This is a genomic window from Klebsiella sp. X13 (assembly GCF_003323835.1).
In the GTDB taxonomy this organism is placed as follows: domain Bacteria; phylum Pseudomonadota; class Gammaproteobacteria; order Enterobacterales; family Enterobacteriaceae; genus Klebsiella; species Klebsiella ornithinolytica.
The window spans coordinates 4,686,036-4,711,169 of the sequence record NZ_CP030874.1; the positions used below are offsets into that span (position 1 = coordinate 4,686,036).

Annotated in this window: 22 protein-coding genes; 14 read left to right on the top strand and 8 right to left on the bottom strand. The window is 54.0% G+C overall.

The genetic code is table 11. The annotated features are described in order from the left end of the window. Window positions 1-169 precede the first annotated feature (169 nt). The 5 genes from DSD31_RS22345 to DSD31_RS22365 all read left to right on the top strand — a co-directional run bounded on the left by DSD31_RS22345 (window position 170) and on the right by DSD31_RS22365 (window position 3,663). The gene (locus DSD31_RS22345) at window positions 170-1,096 is read left to right on the top strand and encodes a LysR family transcriptional regulator (RefSeq protein WP_004857536.1); all 927 of its coding nucleotides are present in this window, start codon (window positions 170-172) and stop codon (window positions 1,094-1,096) included. Window positions 1,097-1,147: 51 nt separating this feature from the next. After that, window positions 1,148-1,387 carry a DUF2164 domain-containing protein gene (locus tag DSD31_RS22350; protein WP_004857534.1) on the top strand — a complete coding sequence of 80 codons (240 nt, stop codon included), beginning with the start codon at window positions 1,148-1,150 and terminating at the stop codon, window positions 1,385-1,387. Window positions 1,388-1,483: 96 nt separating this feature from the next. Then, window positions 1,484-2,635, top strand: a complete 1,152-nt coding sequence (locus tag DSD31_RS22355) for a double-cubane-cluster-containing anaerobic reductase (protein WP_104896989.1) — start codon at window positions 1,484-1,486, stop codon at window positions 2,633-2,635. A 9-nt stretch (window positions 2,636-2,644) separates the two neighbouring features. Further along, a complete protein-coding gene (gene yjiL, locus DSD31_RS22360; RefSeq protein WP_004857530.1) occupies window positions 2,645-3,412 on the top strand; it encodes a putative 2-hydroxyacyl-CoA dehydratase activator YjiL in 768 nt (255 codons plus the stop codon). Beyond that, window positions 3,409-3,663 carry a putative Se/S carrier protein gene (locus DSD31_RS22365; protein ID WP_113991314.1) on the top strand — a complete coding sequence of 85 codons (255 nt, stop codon included), beginning with the start codon at window positions 3,409-3,411 and terminating at the stop codon, window positions 3,661-3,663. The genes yjiL and DSD31_RS22365 overlap by 4 nt, the downstream gene beginning before the upstream one ends. Here the strand turns inward: DSD31_RS22365 and DSD31_RS22370 are convergent. The 4 genes from DSD31_RS22370 to DSD31_RS22385 all read right to left on the bottom strand — a co-directional run bounded on the left by DSD31_RS22370 (window position 3,660) and on the right by DSD31_RS22385 (window position 6,623). Continuing rightward, the gene (locus DSD31_RS22370; protein WP_004857527.1) at window positions 3,660-4,724 is read right to left on the bottom strand and encodes a DUF2955 domain-containing protein; all 1,065 of its coding nucleotides are present in this window, start codon (window positions 4,722-4,724) and stop codon (window positions 3,660-3,662) included. The genes DSD31_RS22365 and DSD31_RS22370 overlap by 4 nt on opposite strands. Then, complete coding sequence (locus DSD31_RS22375; RefSeq protein ID WP_004857525.1) at window positions 4,714-5,781, bottom strand: HlyD family secretion protein; 1,068 nt, start codon at window positions 5,779-5,781, stop codon at window positions 4,714-4,716. Before DSD31_RS22375 ends, DSD31_RS22370 begins: the two co-directional genes overlap by 11 nt. Before the next feature lie 6 nt (window positions 5,782-5,787). Then, the gene (locus DSD31_RS22380) at window positions 5,788-6,252 is read right to left on the bottom strand and encodes a MarR family winged helix-turn-helix transcriptional regulator (protein ID WP_004857523.1); all 465 of its coding nucleotides are present in this window, start codon (window positions 6,250-6,252) and stop codon (window positions 5,788-5,790) included. Between the two features lie 206 nt (window positions 6,253-6,458). Next, a complete protein-coding gene (locus DSD31_RS22385; RefSeq protein ID WP_004857521.1) occupies window positions 6,459-6,623 on the bottom strand; it encodes a DUF1127 domain-containing protein in 165 nt (54 codons plus the stop codon). Between the two features lie 177 nt (window positions 6,624-6,800). Between DSD31_RS22385 and DSD31_RS22390 the strand changes: the two genes are divergently transcribed. The 7 genes from DSD31_RS22390 (at window position 6,801) to DSD31_RS22430 (ending at window position 19,114) form a co-directional block, all read left to right on the top strand. Beyond that, entirely contained in the window at window positions 6,801-8,213 is a 1,413-nt protein-coding gene (locus DSD31_RS22390; RefSeq protein ID WP_015585221.1) for an aminotransferase-like domain-containing protein, read from the top strand. A gap of 864 nt (window positions 8,214-9,077) precedes the next feature. Then, on the top strand, window positions 9,078-11,507 hold the full coding sequence (gene hsdR, locus DSD31_RS22400; protein WP_104895477.1) for an EcoAI/FtnUII family type I restriction enzme subunit R: 2,430 nt from the start codon (window positions 9,078-9,080) through the stop codon (window positions 11,505-11,507). A gap of 74 nt (window positions 11,508-11,581) precedes the next feature. Beyond that, complete coding sequence (locus tag DSD31_RS22405; RefSeq protein ID WP_113991315.1) at window positions 11,582-13,051, top strand: N-6 DNA methylase; 1,470 nt, start codon at window positions 11,582-11,584, stop codon at window positions 13,049-13,051. After that, the gene (locus DSD31_RS22410; RefSeq protein WP_088883469.1) at window positions 13,051-14,841 is read left to right on the top strand and encodes a restriction endonuclease subunit S; all 1,791 of its coding nucleotides are present in this window, start codon (window positions 13,051-13,053) and stop codon (window positions 14,839-14,841) included. The genes DSD31_RS22405 and DSD31_RS22410 overlap by 1 nt, the downstream gene beginning before the upstream one ends. Window positions 14,842-15,153: 312 nt before the next feature. Further along, on the top strand, window positions 15,154-15,489 hold the full coding sequence (gene symE / locus DSD31_RS22420) for an endoribonuclease SymE (protein ID WP_088883471.1): 336 nt from the start codon (window positions 15,154-15,156) through the stop codon (window positions 15,487-15,489). A gap of 230 nt (window positions 15,490-15,719) precedes the next feature. Next, window positions 15,720-17,792 carry an McrB family protein gene (locus DSD31_RS22425; RefSeq protein ID WP_104895474.1) on the top strand — a complete coding sequence of 691 codons (2,073 nt, stop codon included), beginning with the start codon at window positions 15,720-15,722 and terminating at the stop codon, window positions 17,790-17,792. Then, complete coding sequence (locus DSD31_RS22430) at window positions 17,789-19,114, top strand: McrC family protein (RefSeq protein ID WP_369974019.1); 1,326 nt, start codon at window positions 17,789-17,791, stop codon at window positions 19,112-19,114. Before DSD31_RS22425 ends, DSD31_RS22430 begins: the two co-directional genes overlap by 4 nt. Window positions 19,115-19,209: 95 nt before the next feature. On the opposite strand, the gene DSD31_RS22435 is transcribed toward DSD31_RS22430, so the two are convergent. The 4 genes from DSD31_RS22435 to DSD31_RS22450 form a co-directional block, all read right to left on the bottom strand. Continuing rightward, complete coding sequence (locus DSD31_RS22435; RefSeq protein WP_113991318.1) at window positions 19,210-19,512, bottom strand: BrnA antitoxin family protein; 303 nt, start codon at window positions 19,510-19,512, stop codon at window positions 19,210-19,212. Then, a complete protein-coding gene (locus DSD31_RS22440; protein ID WP_032716505.1) occupies window positions 19,499-19,786 on the bottom strand; it encodes a BrnT family toxin in 288 nt (95 codons plus the stop codon). The genes DSD31_RS22435 and DSD31_RS22440 overlap by 14 nt, the downstream gene beginning before the upstream one ends. Before the next feature lie 116 nt (window positions 19,787-19,902). Next, a complete protein-coding gene (locus DSD31_RS22445; RefSeq protein WP_004857515.1) occupies window positions 19,903-20,322 on the bottom strand; it encodes a FosA family fosfomycin resistance glutathione transferase in 420 nt (139 codons plus the stop codon). Window positions 20,323-20,325: 3 nt separating this feature from the next. Further along, on the bottom strand, window positions 20,326-21,225 hold the full coding sequence (locus DSD31_RS22450) for a LysR family transcriptional regulator (RefSeq protein ID WP_113991319.1): 900 nt from the start codon (window positions 21,223-21,225) through the stop codon (window positions 20,326-20,328). Between the two features lie 87 nt (window positions 21,226-21,312). Between DSD31_RS22450 and DSD31_RS22455 the strand changes: the two genes are divergently transcribed. Both DSD31_RS22455 and dagR read left to right on the top strand, forming a co-directional pair. Then, window positions 21,313-22,095, top strand: coding sequence for an NAD(P)H-dependent oxidoreductase (locus DSD31_RS22455; protein ID WP_113991320.1), 783 nt, complete (start codon window positions 21,313-21,315; stop codon window positions 22,093-22,095). Between the two features lie 191 nt (window positions 22,096-22,286). Beyond that, the gene (gene dagR, locus DSD31_RS22460; RefSeq protein WP_113991406.1) at window positions 22,287-25,094 is read left to right on the top strand and encodes a transcriptional regulator DagR; all 2,808 of its coding nucleotides are present in this window, start codon (window positions 22,287-22,289) and stop codon (window positions 25,092-25,094) included. Window positions 25,095-25,134 lie beyond the last annotated feature (40 nt).

The window sequence follows — 25,134 nt, forward strand, 5'->3', positions numbered from 1 at the left end:
GACTTTATGCGACGCCTCCTTTTATTTTGTGATGCAACTCACTTAAGTTGTTATTTTTTCATTTTGCCAGCAAGTTGTTTCCTGTGATTCAATAGTTGCATGTTTAAGATACGAATGTAACGGCTCATTCGTACCGTTTTTGCAAATCACTTGTGAATTAAAGGAAAAAATGAGCACGCCAATTTCACTCAAGCATCTGGAGTTTTTTATCAAAATTGTCGACTGTGGGGGATTATCTGAGGCCGCCGTACAGCTTAACGTCTCGCCCTCTGCGGTCAGTAAAAGCCTCTCGGCAATGGAAGATACGCTGGGCACAACATTAATTAAGCGTACCACCCGCAGTATTACGCTGACCGATGCCGGGCAATATCTCTTTAATCGCGCCAATAAGTTACTAAAAGAGTTTGATGATACGTTAAATACCACGTCCGGCTATTATCACAACCCGCAGGGTGAATTACGAATTACCTGCTCCATTGCCTTTGGCTACTCCCGGTTAGTCAACCTGGTGGATAAATATCGCCAGCAATACCCGGATGTGAATCTGTATATCGATTTGAACGATAATTTCGTCAACCTCAATGAAACCGACTTCGATATCGCTCTGCGTATCTCCACCGCACCGCCGCAAAACTACGCCATGCGCAAACTGGTTTCGATTCGCTGGGCCTATTGTGCATCCCCCGGCTATCTGGCTAAAAAAGGGATGCCGGTGCGGCGCAGCGATCTGGTGAATCATGATTGCCTGGTTTATCCCGGTTTAACGCCGGTGCTGAAGGTGACCGACGAACACGATCGCCCGCATCAGCTCAAGCTGCACATGCCTATCCAGGCCAACAGCAGCCTGGTGCTGTTAAAATCGGTGCTGGAAGATCAGGGCGTTGCCTACCTGCCGACCTACCTGATCGGCGATCATATTCAGAAAGAGGAGATCACGCCGCTGATCCTCGATGGGACGATCGCCTGCGAAACCCACGCACTGTATGCGCTCTATTTCCCCAGCAAATACAGCAATCCTAAAGTACGATCGTTTATCGATTTCCTGGTGGCAGAACTCGGCCCGGTGCCCACATGGGATAGCTGGATCCCCAGCTAGCCTTATCTCCTCTGCCATTTGATTTATTCAGAGTCCATTTAAGGAGCAAAAATGGCTGATATTACCCTGACGACCGGCGAGCGCGATCTGCTGCGCGAAAAGCTATGCGCATACTGCGAACAGAATTTTGACCTTGAACTGGAGCAGTTTGACGCCGAGTTCTTTGTCGATTTTATCGCGAAAGAGCTCGGCCCTATGTTCTATAACGCCGGGATTGAGGAGGCGATCCGCACCCACGTGGCTTACAGCGAGCGCATTCAGGAAGAGATGGATTTGAAGAAGGTCTACTAACGCCGCGGGATGGGTGGAAGATCAACAAATACACACAAACAACATGGTTATAATGGCGACTCTTTCATCATCTCCCGTGTACGGGGAAGGAAAATCATGTCGCTCATCACCGATCTACCCGCCATCTTCGACCAATTCTCGGACGCTCGTCAGAAGGGTTTTCTCACCGTCATGGACCTTAAAGAACAGAATGTGCCGCTAGTCGGCACCTACTGTACCTTTATGCCACAGGAGATAGCCATGGCGGCGGGCGCTGTCGTCGTCTCGCTGTGTTCCACTTCCGATGAGACCATCGAAGAGGCGGAGAAAGACCTGCCGCGCAACCTCTGCCCGCTGATTAAAAGCAGCTACGGCTTCGGCAAAACCGATAAATGCCCCTACTTTTATTTCTCTGACCTGGTGGTTGGCGAAACCACCTGCGATGGCAAAAAAAAGATGTACGAATACATGGCCGAGTTCAAGCCGGTGCACGTGATGCAGCTACCGAACAGCGCCAGCGACGCCGCCTCCCGGGCGTTGTGGAAAGCGGAGATCAAGCGTCTGCAGCAGGTGATTGAAACGCGTTTCGCAACACCAATCAGCGAAACGGCGCTGCGTGAAGCCATCGTGTTGAAAAATCGCGAACGCCGGGCGCTGGCCAATTTCTATCGCCTCGGGCAGTTAAATCCACCGGCGCTCAGCGGCGGCGAGATACTGAAAGTGATTTACGGCGCGACCTTCCGTTTCGACAAAACCGCGCTGATTGATGAACTCAACGCGATGGCAGAACGTATCCATCAACAATGGCGGGAAGGTCAACGACTGGAGGCCCGCCCGCGTATTCTGATCACCGGCTGCCCGATCGGCGGAGCGGCGGAAAAAGTGGTCCGCGCCATCGAAGACAACGGCGGCTGGGTGGTGGGTTATGAGAACTGCACCGGCGCGAAAGCTACCGAGCACTGTGTGGCGGAAGATGGCGACGTCTACGATGCCTTAACCGATAAATATCTCGCTATTGGCTGCTCCTGCATTTCGCCCAACGATCGGCGCCTGCAGTTGCTGAGCCAGATGGTCGAGGAGTATCAGGCCGATGGCGTGGTCGACGTCATCCTGCAGGCCTGCCATACCTACGCCGTTGAATCGCTGGCGATTAAGCGTCACGTACGTCAGCGGCACGACATCCCCTATATCGCGATTGAAACCGACTATTCGACGGCAGATCTCGGCCAGCTCAGTACCCGCGTCGCCGCATTTATCGAAATGCTGTAAGGAGCGCGCGTGATCTACACGGTAGGTATTGACTCTGGTTCCACAGCGACAAAAGGCATCCTGCTGGCAGACGGCGTCATTACGCGCCGTTTCCTCTGCCCGACCCCTTTTCGCCCCGCCGACGCCATCAACGACGCCTGGGAGACCCTGCGCGCAGGCCTCGCGGAAACCCCTTTTTTAACCCTCACCGGCTATGGTCGCCAACTGGTCGATTTTGCCGATAAACAGGTGACGGAGATTTCCTGTCACGGGCTCGGCGCACGTCTGCTGGCGCCGGAAACCCGCACGGTTATTGATATCGGCGGCCAGGACAGCAAAGTCATCCAGCTGGATGCGCAGGGCAACCTCAGCGACTTTCTGATGAATGACAAATGCGCGGCCGGCACCGGTCGCTTTCTGGAGGTGATTTCGCGAACCCTCGGCACCAGCGTCGAGCAGCTGGACGCCATTACCGAAGGCGTTGAAGCGCACGCCATCACCAGCATGTGCACGGTATTCGCCGAATCGGAAGTTATCAGCCTGCGTTCAGCCGGAGTCGCGCCGGAGGCGATTCTGGCCGGGGTGATCAACGCCATGGCCCGGCGCAGCGCAAACTTTATCGGCCGCTTGTCCGCGCAGGGGCCATTGCTGTTTACCGGCGGCGTCAGCCACTGCGCCGCCTTCGCCCGCATGCTGGAGACGCATGTCGGTATGCCGGTCGCCACCCATCCCGACGCCCAGTTCGCCGGGGCGCTCGGCGCGGCGCTAATCGGCCAGCGTCTGCGGAGGCGCGAATGAGCAGTTGGCTGTATCTGTTTCATTCAACCGTTGGCGTGGTACAGACCCGCAAGGCGCTGCAGGCCGCCGGGGTTACCTTTCAAATCAAAGATATTCCGCGCCAGCTGCGCAGCGGCTGCGGTCTGTGCGTGTTGATTGAGGGAACGGAAGACGCGGCGCGAAGCTGGATAATCGCGGGGCATACGGCGGCGCTGTATCAGCAGAGTGGGGAAGCGTGGCAGTGCATCGCCAGCTTCCCGCAGAAGGATTAATCGGTAATCACGAACCGCGTCGGCGCAAAACAGTTCAGAATCCGGTGCACGAGGAAAACCAGCGTCAGCGTGACGATAAGCGAGGTGGTCACCGAGGTAATCCGGTACAGATCGCTGAAGATCAGATCCTGGTCCGGATGCAGGTTCTGGCCGAACATGATCCCGATGGTGGTGATGCTGGCGAAGCCCACCCCGGCGCCTACCTTTTCCATCACGTGCAGGCGAGCGCTAAAGGCCAGACCCAGGCCAATCAACGGCATCATCAATACCATATGATTGCTGAAATCGTAGATAAGCAGCTGCACCACCAGAATATACAGGCAGGACAGCACCACCCCCGCGACGCGCCACACCGAGCTTATCACCGCGCCGCGGTAGTGCATCGGGAACAGGATCAGGATCCCCGCCATCAGCGCCGAAAGGGAATCGCTGAGATCGCAGATCTGGAAGACCACGAAAATCAGGGTGGCAACGGTGCCGGAGAGCAGCGATTCATGCCGCACCCTGGCGGCGTCTTTCTCGATTCGCGGCGGCGGCTTACGCGGTTCGACGTCCGGAATCAGGTAATTCATTAACGCGCTGAGCGCCACCGCCATCACGCAGGCTTCCATATTAGAGAACAGCAGCGTGTGCCAGTTGCTGGTGGGATAGCTCATAAAGTTGAGCATCGTGCTCTGACAGACCACCCCCATCGATCCCAGCAGAAACAGCGGTCCCTGACTCATGAAGCGAAAACGCATCACGTAGAGGCCAAAAACCACCAGCGTCATCACAATCGGCCATTGCGACAGATAGCCGACGATCAATACCATTTCAACGCAGTTTACTGCCGCACTAAAGATAAACTGCCTGGCGACGTGACGATTAAAAACCGGCACCAGCGACAGCAGCATCAGCGGATAGACCACAAAGAAGACGCCGTACTGCACATCGTAGAAGGTCGAGATACTCAGCGCTATCATCCCGGCAAAGGCGATCCGCAGCGTCTGACGAAAGTCATTCGCCGTGTAAACGATATTACCGTGCGGGGTGAAAACGCGAGCCAGCGTATTAATAGACATAGTGCAGCAGGCTCACCAGATGGATCTGCAGGCCGGCAAAGGTGCGGGCGAACGGACCCTCGCTGTTATAGAGCTGAACCGTGGCACGGGCGCCGGTCGGCAGCGGTTTGTCCAGCGGTTCATCAAGCGCGACGTGGATCCGCATCCGCTGGGCATCGCGCACCCAGCGGGTGGACTGCTCCGGCTGCGACAGCTGGCCGTTAACCTCTTCCTGGCCGGCTAAAATCCCGGCGTCGCTGCTGGTCACGTGCGCCGGAAATACTCTCCCCGGCAGCGCATCGAAAACCACCGCAGCGTCGGTATTCACCCCGGTGTGGCGCAGGCTCTTCTCACGAAAATCAGCGACGATATCGGTATGGTTGCTGACCAGCGCCAGCAGCGGCGTGGCGGCGGTAGCATACAGACCCGGATTGAGCTGCAGGTTGCTCACCATCCCGTCCGTTTCGGCATAGACTTTACTCCAGCCAAGGTTGAGCTGCGCCTCTTCCAGCGCGTTGCGGTATTTTTGCAGCGTCACGTTACGGTTATCGTCGCGCTCTCCGCGCTGGATCAGCAGATTCTGGATGCTGGCATTCAGCGCGCTGACCGACTGTTCACTGGTCTGCCAGGTTGTGCGCACCTTATCGAGATCCGATTGCGAAACGTTCTGCATGGTGCTCAGCCGCTGATAGCGATCCAGAGTCACTTTATCGTTGCGGGCGGTGAACTGCGCGGTGCGCAGGTTGGCGCGTGCGGCGGCAAGCTGGGCATCAAGCTGCTGATTGCTCAGTTTTGCTTGCTCATAGGCGATCTGCGCGGCCTGGACTTTGTTGATAAACGGCGTCGGATCCAGCTCATAGAGCAGATCTCCTTTCTTCACCTGGCTATTGTTGTGCACATAGACCTGCGACACATAGCCGGAGACACGCGGTGAAACGGGCGTCACGACCCGCATGACGGTCGAGTCCGGCGTCAGCGGGATCCAGATATCGGCAACGATAAACCAGGCGAATATCGTCAGGAACGCGACAATACTTACCCTTACCCAGCGGGCAAATTTTTGTTCAGGGGTCATCATAGTTTTTTAGATCTTGTTATCTTCTTCGCGGATTGTCCGCAAATTGCAGGCGATGTGATTTAAGGTGGCGCTGAAGGTGGCGAGATCCGCCGCAGGAATGGTCCGGGTGACGCGGGATTGATAGGTCTCAATCACACGATTCAGTTCTTCCAGTATCGACCGGCCTTCCGCCGTCAGCGTCAGCAGGCGTATGCGTTTGTCATATGGCGATGTGGAACGCACCAGATAGCCCTGGTTTTCCAGCTGCGTGAGGGTGCGCATCAGCGGCGGCAGTTCAATACCCTGCACCTCCGCCAGTTCGCTGACCGAGACGTTATCCCCCAGCTGATGCAGCTGCATCAGCACCGTCCAGCTTGACTGGGTCAGGCCGGTATCGGTGATAGCAGAGTCAATAGTCGCGCGCCACTGGCGTACCACCATCGCCATCCGCATTCCCATCGGGCGGCGGGCGAACAGTTCGTCTTCGGTCATGTTTCTTTCCTCAGTTAGCTGAGAAGAAAATAATACTTATCAGGATAAGTATCAAGAAACGGTGGACGCAGAAGCATTAATTGATAAATATTGTGAATGTAATAACCCTGGCGGACATTTCCCCGGTCGCGCTACCGCTTACCGGGGCTATGAATTGGTCACCCGGGTAGCACGTTTACGCCGTCATCCGGGGAAAAGCGCATTTTTTAATTGAGCTGATCTCGCCTCAGCCCGACATCCTTGAGCTGTTCATCGCTCATTCGCTGCAAAATCCGTCGCGTTTGCTGCCGTAACCACCATTTTCTTATCATTCGGCCCAGTAATACGAAGCCGATAAACGGCTGTTTTGCCCGGTTCTCGTGAAATTCCATCCTCTACCTCCTCGCCTTGCCAGAGGCTTTATCTTCGCGGATCTGAAGCCCAACAATACAGATGCACAAAATACTTTTCTTTAACATACAGATTGATTAAAACGGTATCTGCGTGGCTTTTTTTTCATCCATCTGTACTGGTTTATCTATCTGTATGGCGGCAATAAAGGATACAGCATGACGCGTTACCAACATCTGGCCAGTCTGCTGGCAGAACGTATTGAGCAAGGGCTGTATCGCGACGGCGAAAAACTGCCGTCGGTACGCAGCCTGAGTCAGGAGCACGGTGTCAGCATCAGTACCGTCCAGCAGGCCTACCAGACGCTGGAACAGCAGCGGCTGATCACCCCGCAGCCGCGTTCCGGCTATTTTGTCGCCCCGCGTAAAGCCCAGCCGCCGGTACCGCCGATGTCGCGCCCGGTTCAGCGCCCGGTGGAGATCACCCAGTGGGATCAGGTGCTGACCATGCTCGACGCGCGCAATGATAAAACCATCATCCCCTTCGGCGGCGGCTCGCCGGACGTCACTCAGCCCAGCCTGAAACCGTTGTGGCGTGAGCTTAGCCGGGTGATTCAGCATAACCTCAGCGAGGTGCTGAACTACGACGAGCTGGCCGGGCGCCGCGAACTGCGTGAACAAATTGCCCGCCTGATGCTCGACGGCGGTTCCGTGGTGACCGCCGATGATTTAGTGATCACCAGCGGCTGCCATAGCGCCCTGTCGCTGGCCCTGCTGTCGGTGTGCCAGCCCGGCGATATCGTTGCCGTCGAATCTCCGTCCTATTACGGCACCATGCAGCTGCTGCGCGGTCTGGGGATCAAAGCCATTGAGATCCCTACCGATCCGGACAGCGGGATCAGTATCGAAGCGCTGGAGCTGGCGCTGGAGCAGTGGCCGATCAAAGGCGTTATCCTGGTGCCGAACTGCAATAACCCGCAGGGTTTTATCATGCCGGATGCCCGCAAGCGCGCGGTGCTGACCCTCGCCCAGCGTCACGATATTGTCATTTTCGAAGATGATATTTACGGCGAGCTGGCCACCGACTACCCGCGTCCGCGCACCATTCACTCGTGGGATATCGACGGCCGGGTGATGCTCTGCAGCTCGTTTACCAAAACTATCGCGCCGGGCCTGCGCATCGGCTGGATCGCGCCAGGCCGCTACTACGATCGTCTGCTGCAGATGAAATACGCCGCCAGCGGGACCAACGTTCCTTCAACCCAGCTGGCCGCCTGTAACTTCATCCGCGAAGGCCACTACCATCGCCACGTGCGGCGGATGCGGCAGATCTACCAGCGCAATATGGAGATCTACACCTGCTGGCTGCGGGAATACTTCCCCTGCGGCATCTGCGTTACCCGGCCGAAGGGCGGCTATATGCTGTGGGTTGAGCTCCCCGAGCACGTCGATATGGTCTGCGTCGCGAAGCAGCTGTGCCGCCTGAAAATCCAGGTCGCGCCGGGTTCGCTGTTCTCGGCGTCCGGGAAATACCGCAACTGTTTAAGGATCAACTGCGCCCTGCCGCCGATCGATAAGCACCGGGAGGTGATGGTGAAGCTGGGGGAGGCGGTGAAGGTGGCGATGGAGTGAGTTTTTATTTCAACTAATTGGAACAATATATGCCCAGTAACCTAAAGTCATTCCTGATAAATGCATTAAGTATTATGCCAGGATATGATTTCCTTTCGGAAATGTATATATTCATTAAACACCCGGAGATATATGATGGCACTCATGAATATGCTCCACTGGTAAACTCTGGCGCTAATCTTTTCAAGTCAATACTAATTGTAGGATCCTTGATAGCGGCATTCAGTTTCCTTTCAATAAAAGTAGCCCCCATAGCTAGTTTTAAATTAATATTTAATCAACTATACTGGTACACTCTTTTGTTAATTCAACCTATAAAGTTTGGTGTATTTTTCTGGCTGTGTATGTCTACAGTAACCAGATTCAAAAAAAAAGTGTGGCACAGTGTTTACTTCTTTCAAGTAATTCAAACCTACGCGGTTATCAACATAATAGTTTTTTTCTTATTTTGCATCGCAATCAACAGGGTTTTCCTTACTGGACATTTTAACAAACCATCCGGAAATATTGATCTATTCATAGGTTTTATACTGTCGATGCTTGCTCTTATACTTACATACAGATTATTAATAGTCCCATCATTCCATTACTTATCGATATACTACAAAAGACCAGCCAGTGCAGTTATCCTACTTTTATCACTAAGCATTTCTTATTATTTATCCAGTCAAATAAGATTGGTAGACGGAAAGGAAATAATAAACAAAAAAGAATTTTGCGAATTATCTTATCATTTAAAAACCAATCCATTACACATTAATGAAATCAATAAAAACTTATTCTTGAATGCGTGTATAAATATCTTCTCCCGGTATTGATAATTATGTAAAATCAGAAAGTTCCTGTTCACGTAAAGAGAGCACTATGGCCGACCTGAACCTGAGTACCCTGACGGAAGCAGACATCATCACCAAACGCGTTATGCCCGCCATCCTCGATGCTGGCTGGAACGACACAACGCAAATCAGACAAGAAGTCAAACTCCGGGACGGCAAAGTCATCGTGCGCGGTAAGGTTGCAGCGCGTAGAACGGTGAAATCCGCCGATATCGTGTTGTATCACAAGCCGGGCATTCCGCTGGCAGTCATTGAAGCCAAAGCCAACAAGCACGAAATCGGCAAGGGGATGCAGCAGGGCATCGAGTACGCGCGCCTGCTGGACGTTCCTTTCGTCTTCGCCACCAACGGCGACGGTTTTATTTTCCGCGATGCCACGGCAGCCGAAGGCGAGCTGCTCGAAAAACATATTACTCTGGACGAGTTTCCGTCGCCAGATGAACTCTGGCATAAGCTCTGCGTCTGGAAAGGCTACACCGCAGCCCAGCTCCCGGTGATTACCCAGGACTACTACGACGACGGCAGCGGTAAATCGCCGCGTTATTACCAGCTACAGGCCGTCAATAAAACCATTGAAGCCGTCTCTGCCGGGCAAAACCGCGTTCTGCTGGTGATGGCTACCGGGACGGGGAAAACCTATACCGCTTTCCAGATCATCTGGCGCTTATGGAAAGCGAAAAGTAAGAAGCGGATCCTGTTCCTCGCCGATCGCAACATTCTGGTCGATCAGACCAAAAATAACGACTTCCTGCCATTTGGCGCGGCGATGACCAAAGTCACCGGGCGCACTATCGATCCGGCATTTGAAATCCACCTCGCACTATACCAGGCCATCACCGGCCCGGAAGAAGATCAAAAAGCCTTTAAACAAGTGGCGCCGGATTTCTTTGATCTGATTGTGATCGACGAATGCCATCGCGGCAGCGCCTCGGAAGACAGCGCCTGGCGCGAAATCCTCGACTACTTCAGCGCCGCCACGCAGGTTGGTTTAACCGCCACGCCGAAAGAGACTCATGAAGTCTCCAGCACCGATTACTTCGGTGATCCGGTGTATATCTATTCGCTTAAAGAAGGTATCGAAGACGGCTTCCTCGCCCCGTATAAAGTGGTGCGCGTCGATATCGACGTCGATCTTCAGGGCTGGCGTCCCACCAAAGGCCAGACGGATAAAAACGGCGAGCTGATCGACGACCGTATCTACAACCAGAAAGATTTTGACCGCACGATGGTGATTGATGAGCGCACCGAACTGGTGGCAAAAACCATCACGGATTACCTCAAGCGCACCAACCCGATGGATAAAACCATCATCTTCTGTAACGACATCGATCACGCGGAGCGCATGCGCCGTGCGCTGGTCAATCTCAACCCGGAACAGGTGAAAAAGAACGACAAGTACGTGATGAAAATCACCGGCGATGACGACATCGGCAAAGCCCAGTTGGATAACTTTATTAACCCTAAAAAAGCCTATCCGGTTATCGCCACCACCTCCGAGCTGATGACCACCGGCGTGGATGCCAAAACCTGCAAACTGGTAGTGCTGGACCAAAACATTCAGTCGATGACCAAATTCAAGCAGATCATCGGCCGCGGCACCCGTATCGATGAACGCTATGGCAAGCTGTGGTTCACCATCCTCGATTTCAAAAAGGCCACCGAACTGTTCGCCGATGAGCGCTTTGACGGCATCCCGGAAAAGGTGATGGAGACCACGCCGCAAGATATCGCCGACCCGGAGTCTGATTTTGAAGAGCAGTTCGACGAGCACGAGGAAGAGGCCGACGACGACATCACCGGTGCCGATGAAGATCCCGCGCCTTATACCACCACCGGTTCAGACGATGTCGGTCCGTTGCCAGAAGACGACGAGAACAAGGTACGCAAGTTCCACGTCAACGGCGTCGCCGTCGGCGTGATCGCCCAGCGCGTGCAGTATTACGACGCCGACGGCAAGCTGGTCACCGAATCCTTCAAAGACTACACCCGTAAAACGCTGCTCAAAGAGTACGCCTCGCTGGATGATTTCACCCGCAAATGGCAGGGCGCCGAGCGCAAACAGGCCATCATCAAGGAGCTGGAACAGCAGGGTATAATCTGGGAAGTGCTGGCGGAAGAGGTCGGTAAAGAGCTCGACCCGTTCGACATGCTGTGCCACGTGGTGTATGGTCAGCCGCCGTTAACCCGCAAAGAGCGGGCGGAGAACGTGCGTAAGCGCAACTACTTCACCAAATACTCCGACGCCGCGCAGGCGGTGCTGAATACGCTGCTGGATAAATACGCCGACACGGGCGTGCAGGAAATAGAGAGTATTCAGGTGTTGAAGCTCAAGCCGTTCGACAGCATGGGTACGCTGCCGGAGATCATTAAAAGCGGTTTCGGCGACCGTAACGGGTATAATCAGGCCATCAGCGAGCTGGAGAGCGAAATCTACCACCTACCGCCCCGCTCCGCGTAACCACTCCCCTTTTGTGCCTTCTGCTGCCACCGCGTAGCAGAAGGCCTTATTGTTAATGAAACATGGAACACATCATGTCGATCAGTTCAGTTATCAAATCATTACAGGACATTATGCGCAAAGACGCCGGCGTGGACGGCGATGCGCAGCGCCTCGGCCAGCTCTCCTGGCTGCTGTTTCTGAAAATCTTTGACGCCCAGGAAGAGGCGCTGGAGCTGGAACAAGATAACTACCAGTATCCGATCCCGCAGCGCTACCTGTGGCGCACCTGGGCGGCAAATGCCGAGGGCATTACCGGCGATTCCCTGCTGGAGTTCGTCAACGATGACCTGTTCCCGACGCTGAAAAACCTTACCGCGCCGATTGATAAGAACCCGCGCGGCTTTGTGGTCAGGCAGGCGTTCAGCGATGCCTATAACTACATGAAAAACGGCACCCTGCTGCGTCAGGTGATTAACAAGCTGAACGAAATCGACTTTACCAGCGCCAGCGAGCGCCACCTGTTCGGCGATATTTACGAACAGATCCTGAAAGATCTGCAATCGGCAGGCAATGCCGGTGAATTTTATACCCCGCGCGCCGTCACCCGCTTTATGGTCGATCGCGTCGATCCGAAGCTCGGTGAGTCGATTATGGATCCGGCCTGCGGCACCGGCGGCTTCCTCGCCTGCGCGTTCGATCACGTAAAAAATAACTACGTGCAGAACGTGGCCGATCACCAGACGCTGCAACAGCAGATCCACGGCGTGGAGAAAAAACAGCTCCCGCACCTGCTGGCAACCACCAATATGCTGCTGCACGGCATTGAAGTGCCGGTGCAAATTCGTCACGACAACACCCTCAACAAGCCGCTGTCGTCGTGGGATGAACAGCTGGATGTCATCGTCACCAACCCGCCGTTCGGCGGCACTGAAGAGGATGGCATCGAGAAGAACTTCCCGGCAGAAATGCAGACCCGTGAAACGGCGGATCTGTTTCTGCAGTTGATCATTGAAGTGCTGGCGAAAAACGGCCGCGCGGCGGTGGTGCTGCCGGACGGCACGCTGTTTGGCGAAGGGGTGAAAACCAAAATTAAAAAGCTGCTCACCGAGGAGTGCAACCTGCACACCATCGTGCGTCTGCCGAACGGCGTGTTTAACCCGTACACCGGGATTAAAACCAACCTGCTGTTCTTTACCAAAGGCCAGCCGACCAAAGAAATCTGGTTCTACGAGCACCCGTACCCGGCGGGCGTGAAGAACTACAGCAAAACCAAACCGATGAAGTTTGAGGAGTTCCAGGCCGAGATCGACTGGTGGGGTAACGAGGCCGACGGCTTCACCAGCCGTGTCGAAAACGAGCAAGCGTGGAAGGTCAGCATCGACGAGGTGATTGGCCGCAACTTTAACCTCGATATCAAGAACCCGCATCAGGCGGAAACCGTCAGCCACGATCCGGACGAACTGCTGGCGCAGTACGCAAAGCAGCAGGAAGCGATCCAGACCCTGCGCCACCAATTGCGCGATATCCTCGGCGCGGCGCTCGCCGGTAAGGAGGCCAACTGATGGCGGTGGAAAAACTGATTGTCGACCATATTGATACCTGGACCACGGCGCTGCAAACTCGCTCTACGGCCGGGCGCGGCAGCTCCGGCAAGATCGATCTGTATGGGATTAAGAAGCTGCGCGAGCTGATTCTGGAACTGGCGGTGCGCGGCAAGCTGGTGCCGCAGGATCCGAACGACGAACCGGCGTCAGAGTTGCTGAAACGCATTGCAGCGGAAAAAGCCGAGCTGGTGAAGCTGGGGAAAATTAAAAAGCCCAAGCCGCTGCCGGAGATTAGCGAGGAAGAGAAGCCGTTTGAGCTGCCGGAGGGGTGGGAGTGGGTACGGCTGGGTGATTTTACCAATATTATTCGCGGTATAACTTTCCCTGGAAGTGAAAAAGCTCAAACTTATTCTCAAGGTAAAATAGCCTGTTTAAGAACAGCAAACGTTCAGGAACAAATTGATTGGGATGATTTAATATATATTTCAGACAGTTTTGTAAAAAGAGAAGATCAATTTCTTCAAGAAAACGACATCGTAATGTCTATGGCTAATAGTCGGGAATTAGTTGGTAAAGTTGCATTAGCTTCTCTGCCTAACCATAGCAAATTCACCTTCGGCGGCTTTCTGAGTGTGCTTAGACCATTATTTGTGAATGAGCAATACCTAATGGCTCTACTCAGATGCGAGACGTATAAATCACAACTAATTGAATCTGCTAGCCAAACTACAAATATTGCTAATATATCATTAGCAAAACTGAATCCCTTACTTGTATGTCTTCCCCCAGCTAACGAGCAAAATTGTATTGCCAAAAAACTGAGTGAACTCATGTCCCTCTGCGACCAACTGGAACAGCACTCCCTGACCAGCCTGGACGCCCATCAACAGCTGGTTGAAACACTGCTAACCACGCTAACCGACAGCCAGAACGCCGATGAACTGGCCGTAAACTGGGCGCGTATCAGCGAGCATTTCGACACCCTGTTTACCACCGAAGCCAGCATTGACGCCTTAAAACAGACCATTCTGCAACTGGCGGTGATGGGAAAACTGGTACCGCAGGATCCGAACGATGAACCGGCCTCTGAACTTCTCAAACGTATTGCGCAGGAAAAAGCGCAATTGGTGAAAGACGGGAAAATGAAAAAGCAAAAACCGTTGCCACCGATTAGTAGCGAGGAAAAACTGTTCGAATTACCGAAAGGTTGGGAGTGGTGCAAACTTGAGTACATTGCAAAAAATGAAGAGAATTCTTTAAAAGCAGGACCATTCGGTTCAGCACTAAAGAAATCAATGTATGTTGAGGATGGATTCAAAATCTATGGACAAGAACAAGTTATTTCTGGAGACGAAGATTATGGTGATTATTTTATCAGTGAAGATAAGTATAATTCATTAATCTCTTGCAAAATTCAACCTAAAGATATGCTTATAAGTCTTGTTGGAACTATTGGAAAGGTTCTGATTTTATCAGAAAAATGTAAACCAGGAATAATAAACCCTCGATTAGTAAAACTTAGCCTTTACGACGATATATCTCGAGATTATGTCAAATACTTGCTTTCCAGCCCATTAATACAAAACATGCTTTTTGAAGATAGTCATGGCTCCACCATGAATGTTCTTAACTTAGGGTTGCTAAAAAAATTAGCACTTCCATTACCTCCGGTTAAAGAGCAATTTGAGATTGTCAAACGAATCCATTTATTAAATATTCTAATTGATAATTTAAAATCACAGATCAAATCTGCCCAACAAACCCAGCTCCACCTGGCCGACGCCCTCACCGACGCCGCCATAAATTAAACGACCTCCAGAAACCAATAAAGCGGCTAAATAGCCGCTTTATTCCCATCACCAGAAATAATCCTTCCCTTTTGTCACCGCCGTTATTTTCATTCATTTTCAGCTGGACTTTTCTTCTATTCCCTGATGATATGTACAGGTATTTATATCCTGCGCTCGTTCACCCCAGTCACGTACTCATGTACGCTCCTGGGGATTCACTCCCTGGCCGCCTTCATGCAACTCGAATTATTTTGGGTATAACGCAAGACGCCCGTGCAGCAACACGGGCGTCTTGCTCATCACAATCACTATTTTCAAGGAATAGCAATTATGACTATCGAGCATTCTATTTCAGATCCGTGCGATCCAGAAGTCTCTCCAACGAATAACCGTCATTTAACCGTGAGCTATGCGACGCGTCATCCTGATTACCAGCGTATTCCGGCGTTGACCATGAAGGGTCAGTGGCTGGAGGCGGCAGGTTTTACCACCGGCACCGAAGTGGATCTTAAGGTGATGAACGGCTGTATCGTCATTATCGCCAGGCAGTCGGAGCCTGAACTCACCGCCTCTCTGCGCCGGGTCAGCAAGCTGTCGGCGCGCAAGCAGAAACAGGTGCAGGTGTTAATCGACGCGATCGTCGGGCAAAAACCTAAGCTGGCATAAGCTCAATCCCCGGGAGCACAGCGCTGACCGGGGCTACAACTTTACCTCCATCTGCAGGTTCGGAATCCCTGACAGGTGCGCAACCCCGCCTCGAGGAAGCCAGGTTCCCTCAGGCCGAAGCTCGTTTATCCCTCCGCTGACACAGCGATCGCTTTTTCTTTTTTTCCGAAAGGGTATGCTTCGTATGATAAAAACCATTTGTAAAACGGATATCGCTCGGGGAGAACGGAATGGAGTCACATCAGCAGACTTTAGCACTATTTTTTAAATCACTGACTCAGAAAAATAGTGAGTTTGATCCCGAATGGGGGGCCGGATACCGGGACATGACCTCCCGGGGGCGGCGTGAAAATCCAGATTTTAGCCACCGGACCATCCAGGATTTGTGGTACACTCGCGACAACAGAGTGGCCAGCCTAAAACAGGGTGGTATGTCTTATGAAGAATTTAATCAAGCACAGGACCAGCTTCGCGAATTAACAAAAATTATTGCCTCGGGCTGTACAGCGGAAAATTTTGATCGTGCCTATCAGTTTTTACAACAGCTAAAAGAATATGGCATCGTGAAGAAGTTTTATCGTGCGCTTCTTTGCCGCACCTTTTCCGCATTTTACCCTGACCAGCTAACCAGTATCATTAAGGAAGATGTTTTCTTCCGGGTTTATAATTACTGCAACAATAAATTCAGTCTCGGACTCCCGGAAGACTATAACTGGGATACGGCAACCTGGTTCAGGTTAAATCTGTTACTAAAAAAAGAGCTTCGGCAGCAGCTCCATGATGAGCAGGATGATATTGAGTTAAATATGTCTCTCTGGCATCTGTATAATCTGGAAATTGCCGAAGAAAGCAATGTTGCAATCGAAGCAAGTATTACAGAATCGACGGCAGCAGAGCAAGATGATGAGCCAATCGATATTTTACCGCCAAAAAACTTAATCCTTTACGGCCCTCCAGGAACCGGTAAAACCTACAAGACCATTGAAATTGCGGTACGTGCCTGCGAACCTCAGGCATTCTCCCGCCTTGATGGTAAAGAAAAAATCGAACGTCGGGTAGAGCTCAAAAAACTCTACGACGCGCTGGTTGAAGAGAAGCGCATTCGCTTTATCACATTCCATCAAAGCTTTGGTTATGAAGAATTTATTGAAGGATTAAGAGCGGAAACCAGCGACGATGGCAGCGTGCGCTATGATATTAAACCGGGCGTGTTTAAGCAGATCTGTGAGGACGCTTCTTTCGGTGACTCTGGAATGCAGCTCGCGCTGGACGAAGCCGTAGAAAAGCTTAAAGAGCAATGCGCCGAGCAAAATGGCGTGACGCTCAAAACGACAAATGGCAGTATGTTCAAAGTGACCTACGCCAATAACAGCACCTTCCGTATCTTCCCTTCACAATCGAAGAACGACCGACTTGAAAGCGGCTACCCGGCGTCTATCGAGAATATTCGTCGCTTATATCATGGCGAGACCGAAAATATTTACAACATCTCCTACGTGCGCGGCATTCTTAATTATCTCATTCATCATTTCAACATTCCCGCCACGCCGCTGGCAATAACAGAAAAGAAAAAACAAAACTACGTCCTCATTATTGATGAAATAAACCGCGGGAATATTTCTAAGATTTTCGGCGAGCTCATTACGCTGATTGAGACATCAAAACGAGCGGGAGAAGCCGAAGCGCTGAGCGTAAGTCTCCCCTACTCCGCTAAACCGTTTTCTGTTCCTGGCAATCTCTTCATTGTTGGCACCATGAATACCGCAGACCGTTCTCTAACCGCTTTGGATACAGCGCTGCGTCGACGCTTTGAATTTGAAGCGCTGATGCCCGATGCCTCGGTGCTGAATGATACTCATATTCATGGTATCGACCTCAAAGCGCTGCTGATTACCCTGAACGCACGTATCCAGGCCCTCTACGACAGCGAGCATACGCTAGGGCATGCCTTTTTCATTCCGGTGGTGCAGGCAAAAGATAATCCCGTCGAGGCGCTAAAAAGATTAAAACGCGTAATGAAAAATAAGGTTCTTCCGTTACTGGAAGAGTATTTCTACAACGACTGGCAGAAAATCCGTCTGGTCCTTGGCGATAATCAAAAAGCGGACCAGACGCTGCGCTTTATCCGTTCCGTCGCTAATCAGAACGACGTGTCAACGCTGTTTGGCCAGACGGCAATTGAGGACCTTGAAGAAGCCGGCGTGAGCTATCAGCTATGCAAGGATAATGATCCGGTATGGGATAACCCGCAGGCTTACCAGCAGATTTACCAACCGCAGGCTAAAGCCGCGGAGCAGCACTGATGGCGGGCACCTCGTACTCCATTTTCGAATATGGCTACCTGGTTAATGAAGAGGACAGCGGCAAATTAACCGATTCGGTGTCTTTACCCGCATCGGCGTTTCATTGGCTGGAACAACGCTGCCTGAACGATGAAGACAGTGAGGATCGGCGTTTACTATCCTTACGCGCCCTGAACGGCATCAAAGTCATCCAGGTGAAGAACTATGTTGGCGTCATCGCACTCCCCCAGCAGAGAATGATTGAAGTTCTGCCGAAGGCGGATAAGAGACAGGAAAACGCATCGCACGCGCGTTCTCGACTGCTGATGATGCTGTCGACATTACAAAATTTTCGTCATATCGAGACCTCGGCAGCGAGCATCATGACGTCGAAGATGACCTTAATGGATATCTTCGTTCAGCAATTTGTGACCAGTCTCGAAGCTATCGTCCGCAAAGGTCTCAAACACGATTATCTTCGTCAGCAGAACAATTTGCCGTGGCTGAAGGGAAAACTCCTGGTCAGCGAGCAGCTGAAAAAAAACAGCGTTCGCCGCGATCGTTTTTATGTCGAATATGATGAATACCGCATCGAACGGCTTGAAAACAGATTGCTAAAAACCGCGATCGATAAGGTGTATGGCTACACCAGTAGCCCCGCGCTGCTGCAGAAATTGAATCGTCTACAAGCGCTATTTGAGCCCATCCCCGGGATCGGTAATGTTGATATGGCTTTCCGGCAGGTTCACCTCGATCGCCACATGCAACATTATTCTCCGGCGCTGGAGTGGGCAAAGCTCATTCTAAAAGGTCATTCACCGCACTGTATGCAGGGGCATGCTCAGGCCATTTCACTTCTCTTTCCTATGGAGGCAGTGTTTGAATCCTTTGTCACTGCCTGGCTGCGTTATCGTTGCCATGCTCACTGGCAGGTGAAGCCGCAATCAAAGTCACATTATCTTGTCCACCAGGGCGAAACGCCCAGATTTCAGCTCCGGCCAGATGTATGGCTTATCCCGCGTAACGGCCCGGAGGTCTCTGCCGTCATTTGCGATATGAAATGGAAAATAGTGGATGCCACGCAAGATAAGCTTAACCTCGCGCAAAGCGATTTGTATCAGATGCTGGCATACGGAATAAATCATCTACGCGGCGAGGGGGATATGTTGCTGATCTACCCGCACCATAAAGGCTTCACGGCGCCGCCGATTCATCCGTATGAGTTCCGCCATTCCGAGAGTAAAACGCTACGGCTGTGGGTCGTTCCCTTTGAAACAGGAACCAGCCTGAATACCTCAACGCTGCATATGCCTGAAAATCTTGCACTTGCGGGCATAAACTAACCCCGGTGGCTCTGCGCTGACCGAGGCTGCGGGTTGGTCTTCCGGGCAAGGCGCGTCGCCGCCTTCGGGAACGCAGAGGCCTGGCAGATAGAAGCTTATTTCTCGCTCAGATCGCGAATCATCGCTTCTCTTAAAATCGCGTTCAGCCGCGTTTGATAGCCTTTTCCCGGGCGTTTAAGCCACTCCATCACATCTGCATCGATGCGCACAGAGGCCTGCGTTTTTAATGGCCGATAAAATTTACCACGAACCGCCTCTGACCACGGCTCATCGTCCGAAGAGGGGATATCGCTGTAATCAATGTCATCATCTGATTTTTTCGCCAGCGCTTTGAGTTCGTCTTCACGCTGAGCGGTAAGCGCTGTCGGGTTATCGCGTTTATGTTTAACCATGCTCATAACGACTCCTCTCTTTTTTGTCCGCCTTCCGGGCGCTGATAATACGAATGACCTCCGTTCCACTTTCAAATCGGATCGAATGCGCCACAAGAACAACAATCACGCCATGAACAAGCCCGATGGTTTGCCATCGATACTCACCATTTTCATAGCGATCATGTCGGGAAAGATGCTGCGGATCGTCAAAAACCAGTACCGCCTCCTCGAAGCGAATCCCATGTTTTCTTAGATTGCTTGCTGCCTTGTTTGCATCCCATTCAAACTCCATTGGCATAGCATTCATCCCGATTGTATATACAAAAAAGTATAGACAATTATCAGGCAAGTATACTATCAATGTTGGAAAAAACCTCACATTTCCAGAGGCTAATTTGTAAAGGTTATTCCCATTCACTCGTCATAAAACACCATCCCTTTATACGGCTGCTCGCGGCACGCCGCCAGGCGCAGGGCGAGGCTGCCGACGTGCAGCTCCAGCTTGTGGCCGTCAGGGTCGAGGAAGTAATAAGACGCCCCTTCGCTGCGGTTCACCTTCCACACCGCCACCCCGGCCGTTTCCAGCCGCGCGCTGAACCCGGCGAAGTCGGCTTCGGCGACGCTAAAGGCGTAGTGGGTATAGTCGCTCTCTTCCGGCGGAGTGACGCGCCGCTGCGGATCCAGCGACAGGCACAGCCACAGATCGCCGCAGGAGAGATAGGCCCCGCCGTCCCAGCGCGCGTGCAGCGTCATCCCCAGCAGCTGGTGATAAAACGCCACGCTCGGCGCCAGGCTGCTGACCGCCAGGGTCAGGTGATTCAATCCGCTTAACATGGCTCAATCCTCCAGTGAACTCACAATTTGCTGGCGCAGCCAGCGGTGCGCCGGGTCGCGGTGCCAGCGCTCGTGCCACAGCATCAGCATATCAAACCCGGCAATCGCCAGCGGCGGCTCGATAACCGTCAGCCCGCTCATCCCGCGCAGCAGCCGCTCCGGCAGCATGGCGACCAGATCGCTGCTGCGCAGCGTTTCCAGCATAAACAGGAAATGTGGCACCGAGAGGACAACCCGCCGAGAAAGCCCAAGGTTGGCCAGCGCGATATCGGTCGCGGCGCTGAAGCCGCCGCCGTCCGGGGAGACCATAACCTGATCCAGCTGGCAAAACTGCGCCAGGCTCAACGGCGCCCGCAGCGCCGGATGCCCCGCTCTGCCCGCCAGCACGTAGCGCTCGCTGAACAGCAGCCGCTGATGCAGCTCCGCCGGTGCGCCATCCCGGGTATGGAAAAACAGATCCACTTCGTCCCTCTCCGCCTGCTGCACCAGGCGCGAAGGCTGGAGATCGAAGACCGCCAGCCGGCTGCCCGGGGAAGCCCGACGCAGCGTGTGCAGCGCCGGGAGCAAAATCGCCGAGGCCATATAATCCGTGGCGGCCACCCGCCAGGTCTGCGCCGCCGTCGCCGGGTCAAAATGGCTGGCAGGCGCCACCGCCAGTTCAAGCGCGGTGAGCGCATCGCGCAGCGGTCCGCGCAGTTCATCGGCGCGGGCGGTCGGCAGCATCCCGCGCGGCCCGGGCAGCAGCAGCGGGTCGGCAAAAATGTCCCGCAGGCGCGCCAGCTGGATGCTGACCGACGGCTGCGACAGGTTGAGCCGCTGCGCCGCTCGCGTGACGTTATGCTCACTCAGCAACACGTCGAGGGTGCGCAGCAGGTTGAGATCCAGACGATGTAAATTAATCACGGCTATACCTGAGATTTAAGCAATTAATTTCTACTATAGCGGCCAGCCGCTTACTCTGCAGCTCTCCATGACTCAGAGGTGATTTCCATGAAAGTACTGCTGATTTACGCCCATCCGGAACCGCGCTCGTTGAACGGCGCGCTAAAAGATTTTGCCGTCCGGCATCTGCAAAATGCCGGTCATGAGGTGCAGGTTTCCGATCTCTACGCCATGCGCTGGAAAGCAGGTTTTGATGCCGACGACAGCAGCGCCCCGCCGGTCGGCGAGTTCTGGCGCTCGACGCTCGATTCAAAGCAGGCTTTTGAACAGGGCACCCAAAGCGCGGATATCGTTGCCGAGCAGGAGAAGCTGCTGTGGGCGGATACGGTGATTTTCCAGTTCCCGCTGTGGTGGTTCTCGATGCCCGCCATTATGAAAGGCTGGATCGACCGGGTTTACGCCTACGGTTTCGCCTACGGCGTCGGCGAGCACAGCGACCGCCACTGGGGCGACCGCTATGGCGAAGGCACCCTGGCGGGCAAACGGGCGATGCTGGTTGTCACTACCGGCGGCTGGGAGGAGCACTACGCCCCGCGCGGCATTAACGGACCGATTAACGATATCCTGTTTCCGATCCAGCACGGGATGCTGTTTTACCCCGGCTTTGCGGTGCTGCCGCCGCTGGTGTTCTACCGCACGGAGAAAACGGACGAGCAGCGCTTTGCGCAGCAGTGCCAGGAACTCGGGCAACGGCTGGATACGCTGGCGAGCACTGCGCCAATTCCCTTCCGCCGGCAAAATCACGGCGACTATCTGATCCCGTCCCTGATGCTGCGCCCGGATTTGGCGGTCGGGGAAAGCGGGCTGGCAATCCATCAGCAGGTGGATTAAGCGCAGCAAGGCGATGCCCGGCCGCCCGGCGTCGCCGTTCAAATACGCTGATTTAGTCCCTGACACGCTTATTTATCCCGAAACGGCTATTTGTTGTAGTCAGACGCCCGCAACTTCGCTTCTCGTCTCTTTCTCATCGGCCAGGATGGTGTATGTTCTCAAACATCACCTTTAAGCAATCCGGTAACGAGATGAGACGTATTGAGGTAGTACTGCGTGAACTGGAGCGGCTGACGAAGACCATCAGCCGGGACGACCTGGCCGCTGGCGCTGGCGCTGGCGCCTTCACCGCAGAGCAAATCGGTTTTAACCTCGGCCTGGCGCGCAACTCCGTCAGCAAGGATTTAAACCAGCTGTGGAGCGACGGGCTGGTTATCAAAACCCGCGGACGCCCGGTATTCTTTCTGCATCTGCAGGCGACTCAAACCCTGCTGGATCGGCCGCTGGCTGAATCGGAGCGCGAAATCGGCGCCATTAGCGACCTGCTGCCTGATCGGGATCAGCCATCGGTTAGCGATCCGTTCTCGCTGCTAATCGGCCACGATCGCAGCCTGCGGGATGCGGTGGAAAAAGGTAAAGCGGCGGTGCTCTATCCGCATGGGCTGCACGTGCTGCTGACCGGCCCCTCCGGCGTCGGGAAGACTTTTTTCGCCGAGCTGATGCACCGCTACGCCTGCGAACATAGCGACGATAGCCCTCCGCCGCTCGTGTACTTTAACTGCGCCGAGTACGCCAACAACCCGGAGCTGCTCTCCTCCCATCTCTTTGGCCATCGACAGGGGGCGTTTACCGGCGCAACGGAGAGCAAGACCGGCCTGATTGAACAGGCCGACGGCGGCTATCTGCTACTCGACGAAGTCCATCGCCTGCCCTATGAAGGTCAGGAAAAACTCTTCTCGCTGCTGGATAAAGGCGAGTATCGCCCGCTGGGCGCCAGCGGCCCGGCGCGAAGCATCACCGTTCGCCTTATCTGCGCCACCACCGAGCCGGTGAACTCGTCGCTGCTGCGGACTTTTCAACGCCGCATTCAGGTCGCCATCGATCTCCCCGGCATCCGCCAGCGCTCGCTGGAGGAGCAGATCGAACTGATTATCGGCTTCCTGCAGCGGGAGAGCCGCAAGATTGAGCGCTCGGTAAGCATCGATAAAACGCTGCTGCTGTGGCTGCTGAATAAGCCGCTGGAAGGCAATATCGGTCAGCTAAAAAGCGATATCCAGTTTTTATGCGCCCAGGCCTGGGCGTCAGGGATGGCGGCGCAGCACGATGTCCTGCTGCTGGATGGCAAGCTGGCGGACGGTTCCACTAACCCCACCCAGGAGCAGCGGATGCTGGTCGACGCGCTGTTCAATGGTAAAACCCTGCTCAGTATTGACGCCCGCACGCTGCCCCAGCTTAAAAGCCCGGCGGGCGGCGATGGCGGCATCGAAGAGAGCGATCTGTTCTATAGCTTCCTGACCCGCGAATACGTCAATCTGCGCAACAGTAACGTTCCGCCCGCAGAGACGCTGGCCATTCTCAAAAACAAGCTCAGCTCCATTTTCGAATATGGCCTCTACAGCCGCGACAGCGGTACGCGATCACCGCGCTATGGCGACCAGATTGAAGAGCGCGTCGCCCTGCTGATTAGCTATGTCGAGCAGATCCTGGGCTTTTCCCTGCCGGAAAACCTGGTCAATCCGCTGCGCAAGCACCTGCTGGCGTTGATCGGCTACGTCCAGCGGGGGCTGATCCCGCAGCTCTACTCCTCCAGTTTAATTCTCGATCGCTGTAAAGATGAATATGAGAACGCCACCCAGCTATGCAGGAAAATCAACGACCTGCTGAATATTCAGTGCCCGGCGACGGAGGTGGTCTGGCTGTGCCTGTTCCTCAAAGAGTGCCGCCATTACCGCCAGCGGATAGGCGTCAGCCCCGACTGCGGAGTGATACTGATCGCCCACGGCGCCACCACCGCCACCAGCATGGCGCAGTACGTCAATCGGGTGCTGGAGCGCGAACTGTTCAGCGCCATCGATATGCCGTTCGAACAGTCGGTGCACGACACCCTGGATGCGTTAATCCGGCTGATGCAGGCGCGGCGCTGGCAGCGGCTGATCCTGATCGTCGATATCGGCTCGCTGGTGCATTTCGGCAGCACCATCAGCAAACTGTTCCAGATAGACGTCCTGCTGCTGCCGGATATCACCCTGACCAGCCTGCTGGAGATTGGCCTCGATCTAAGCTACGAGACCAGCGACCTGCCGCGGCTGGCGGCGCTTATGCAGGAAAAAGGCATCCCCAGCCAGCTATGCACCCCGCAGCAGGAAAACGTCGGCAAGGTGCTGGTCATCTCCTGCATTACCGGCATGGGCACGGCGGAGAAAATCAAAACCGTGCTGGAGGAGAGCTTCGGCGAGCTAATGTCGCAGGATACCCGCATGGTGATCCTCGACTATAACGAAGTGCGCAGCCCGGAGCGCGTGCAGCAGGCCATTAACGCCCACGAGCGGCTGGCGGGGATTGTCGGGACCTTCCAGCCCGGACTGCCGGATATTCCGTTTATCTCGCTGGAAGAGCTGTTTTCCGAGCAGGGTCCGGAGCTGGTGTTAAGCCTGCTGACTCCCGATCTCTCCAGCGCCGAGCGGCGGCTGGAGATGGAGCGCAGCGCGTCCCGGTTTATCAGCGCGCTGACGATGGAAAGCATCATCAACCATATTTCGGTGCTCAACCCGCAGCGCATCCTCAAAGAGATGGAAGGCGTCCTCAGCCAGCTGCGCGCGACCCTGGCTGTCGCCCCCAGCCGCCAGGTGACACTACGCTTCCTGATCCATTGCTGCTGTATGGTCGAGCGTATCGTGATTAACCGCAAACCGTTACAGATGGCGCTGGAAATGAAGCCCGATATGGATACTCACGCCTTTAGTGTCATTAAATCCGCCTTTCACCCGGTGGAGGAGGCCTACGCCATCCGCTTATCGGATGCGGAATATATTTATATCTACGAATTATTGTATAGCTGATCCCTTTACTGGCGCGGCCCATCGCCCCGCCAGCCCCCTC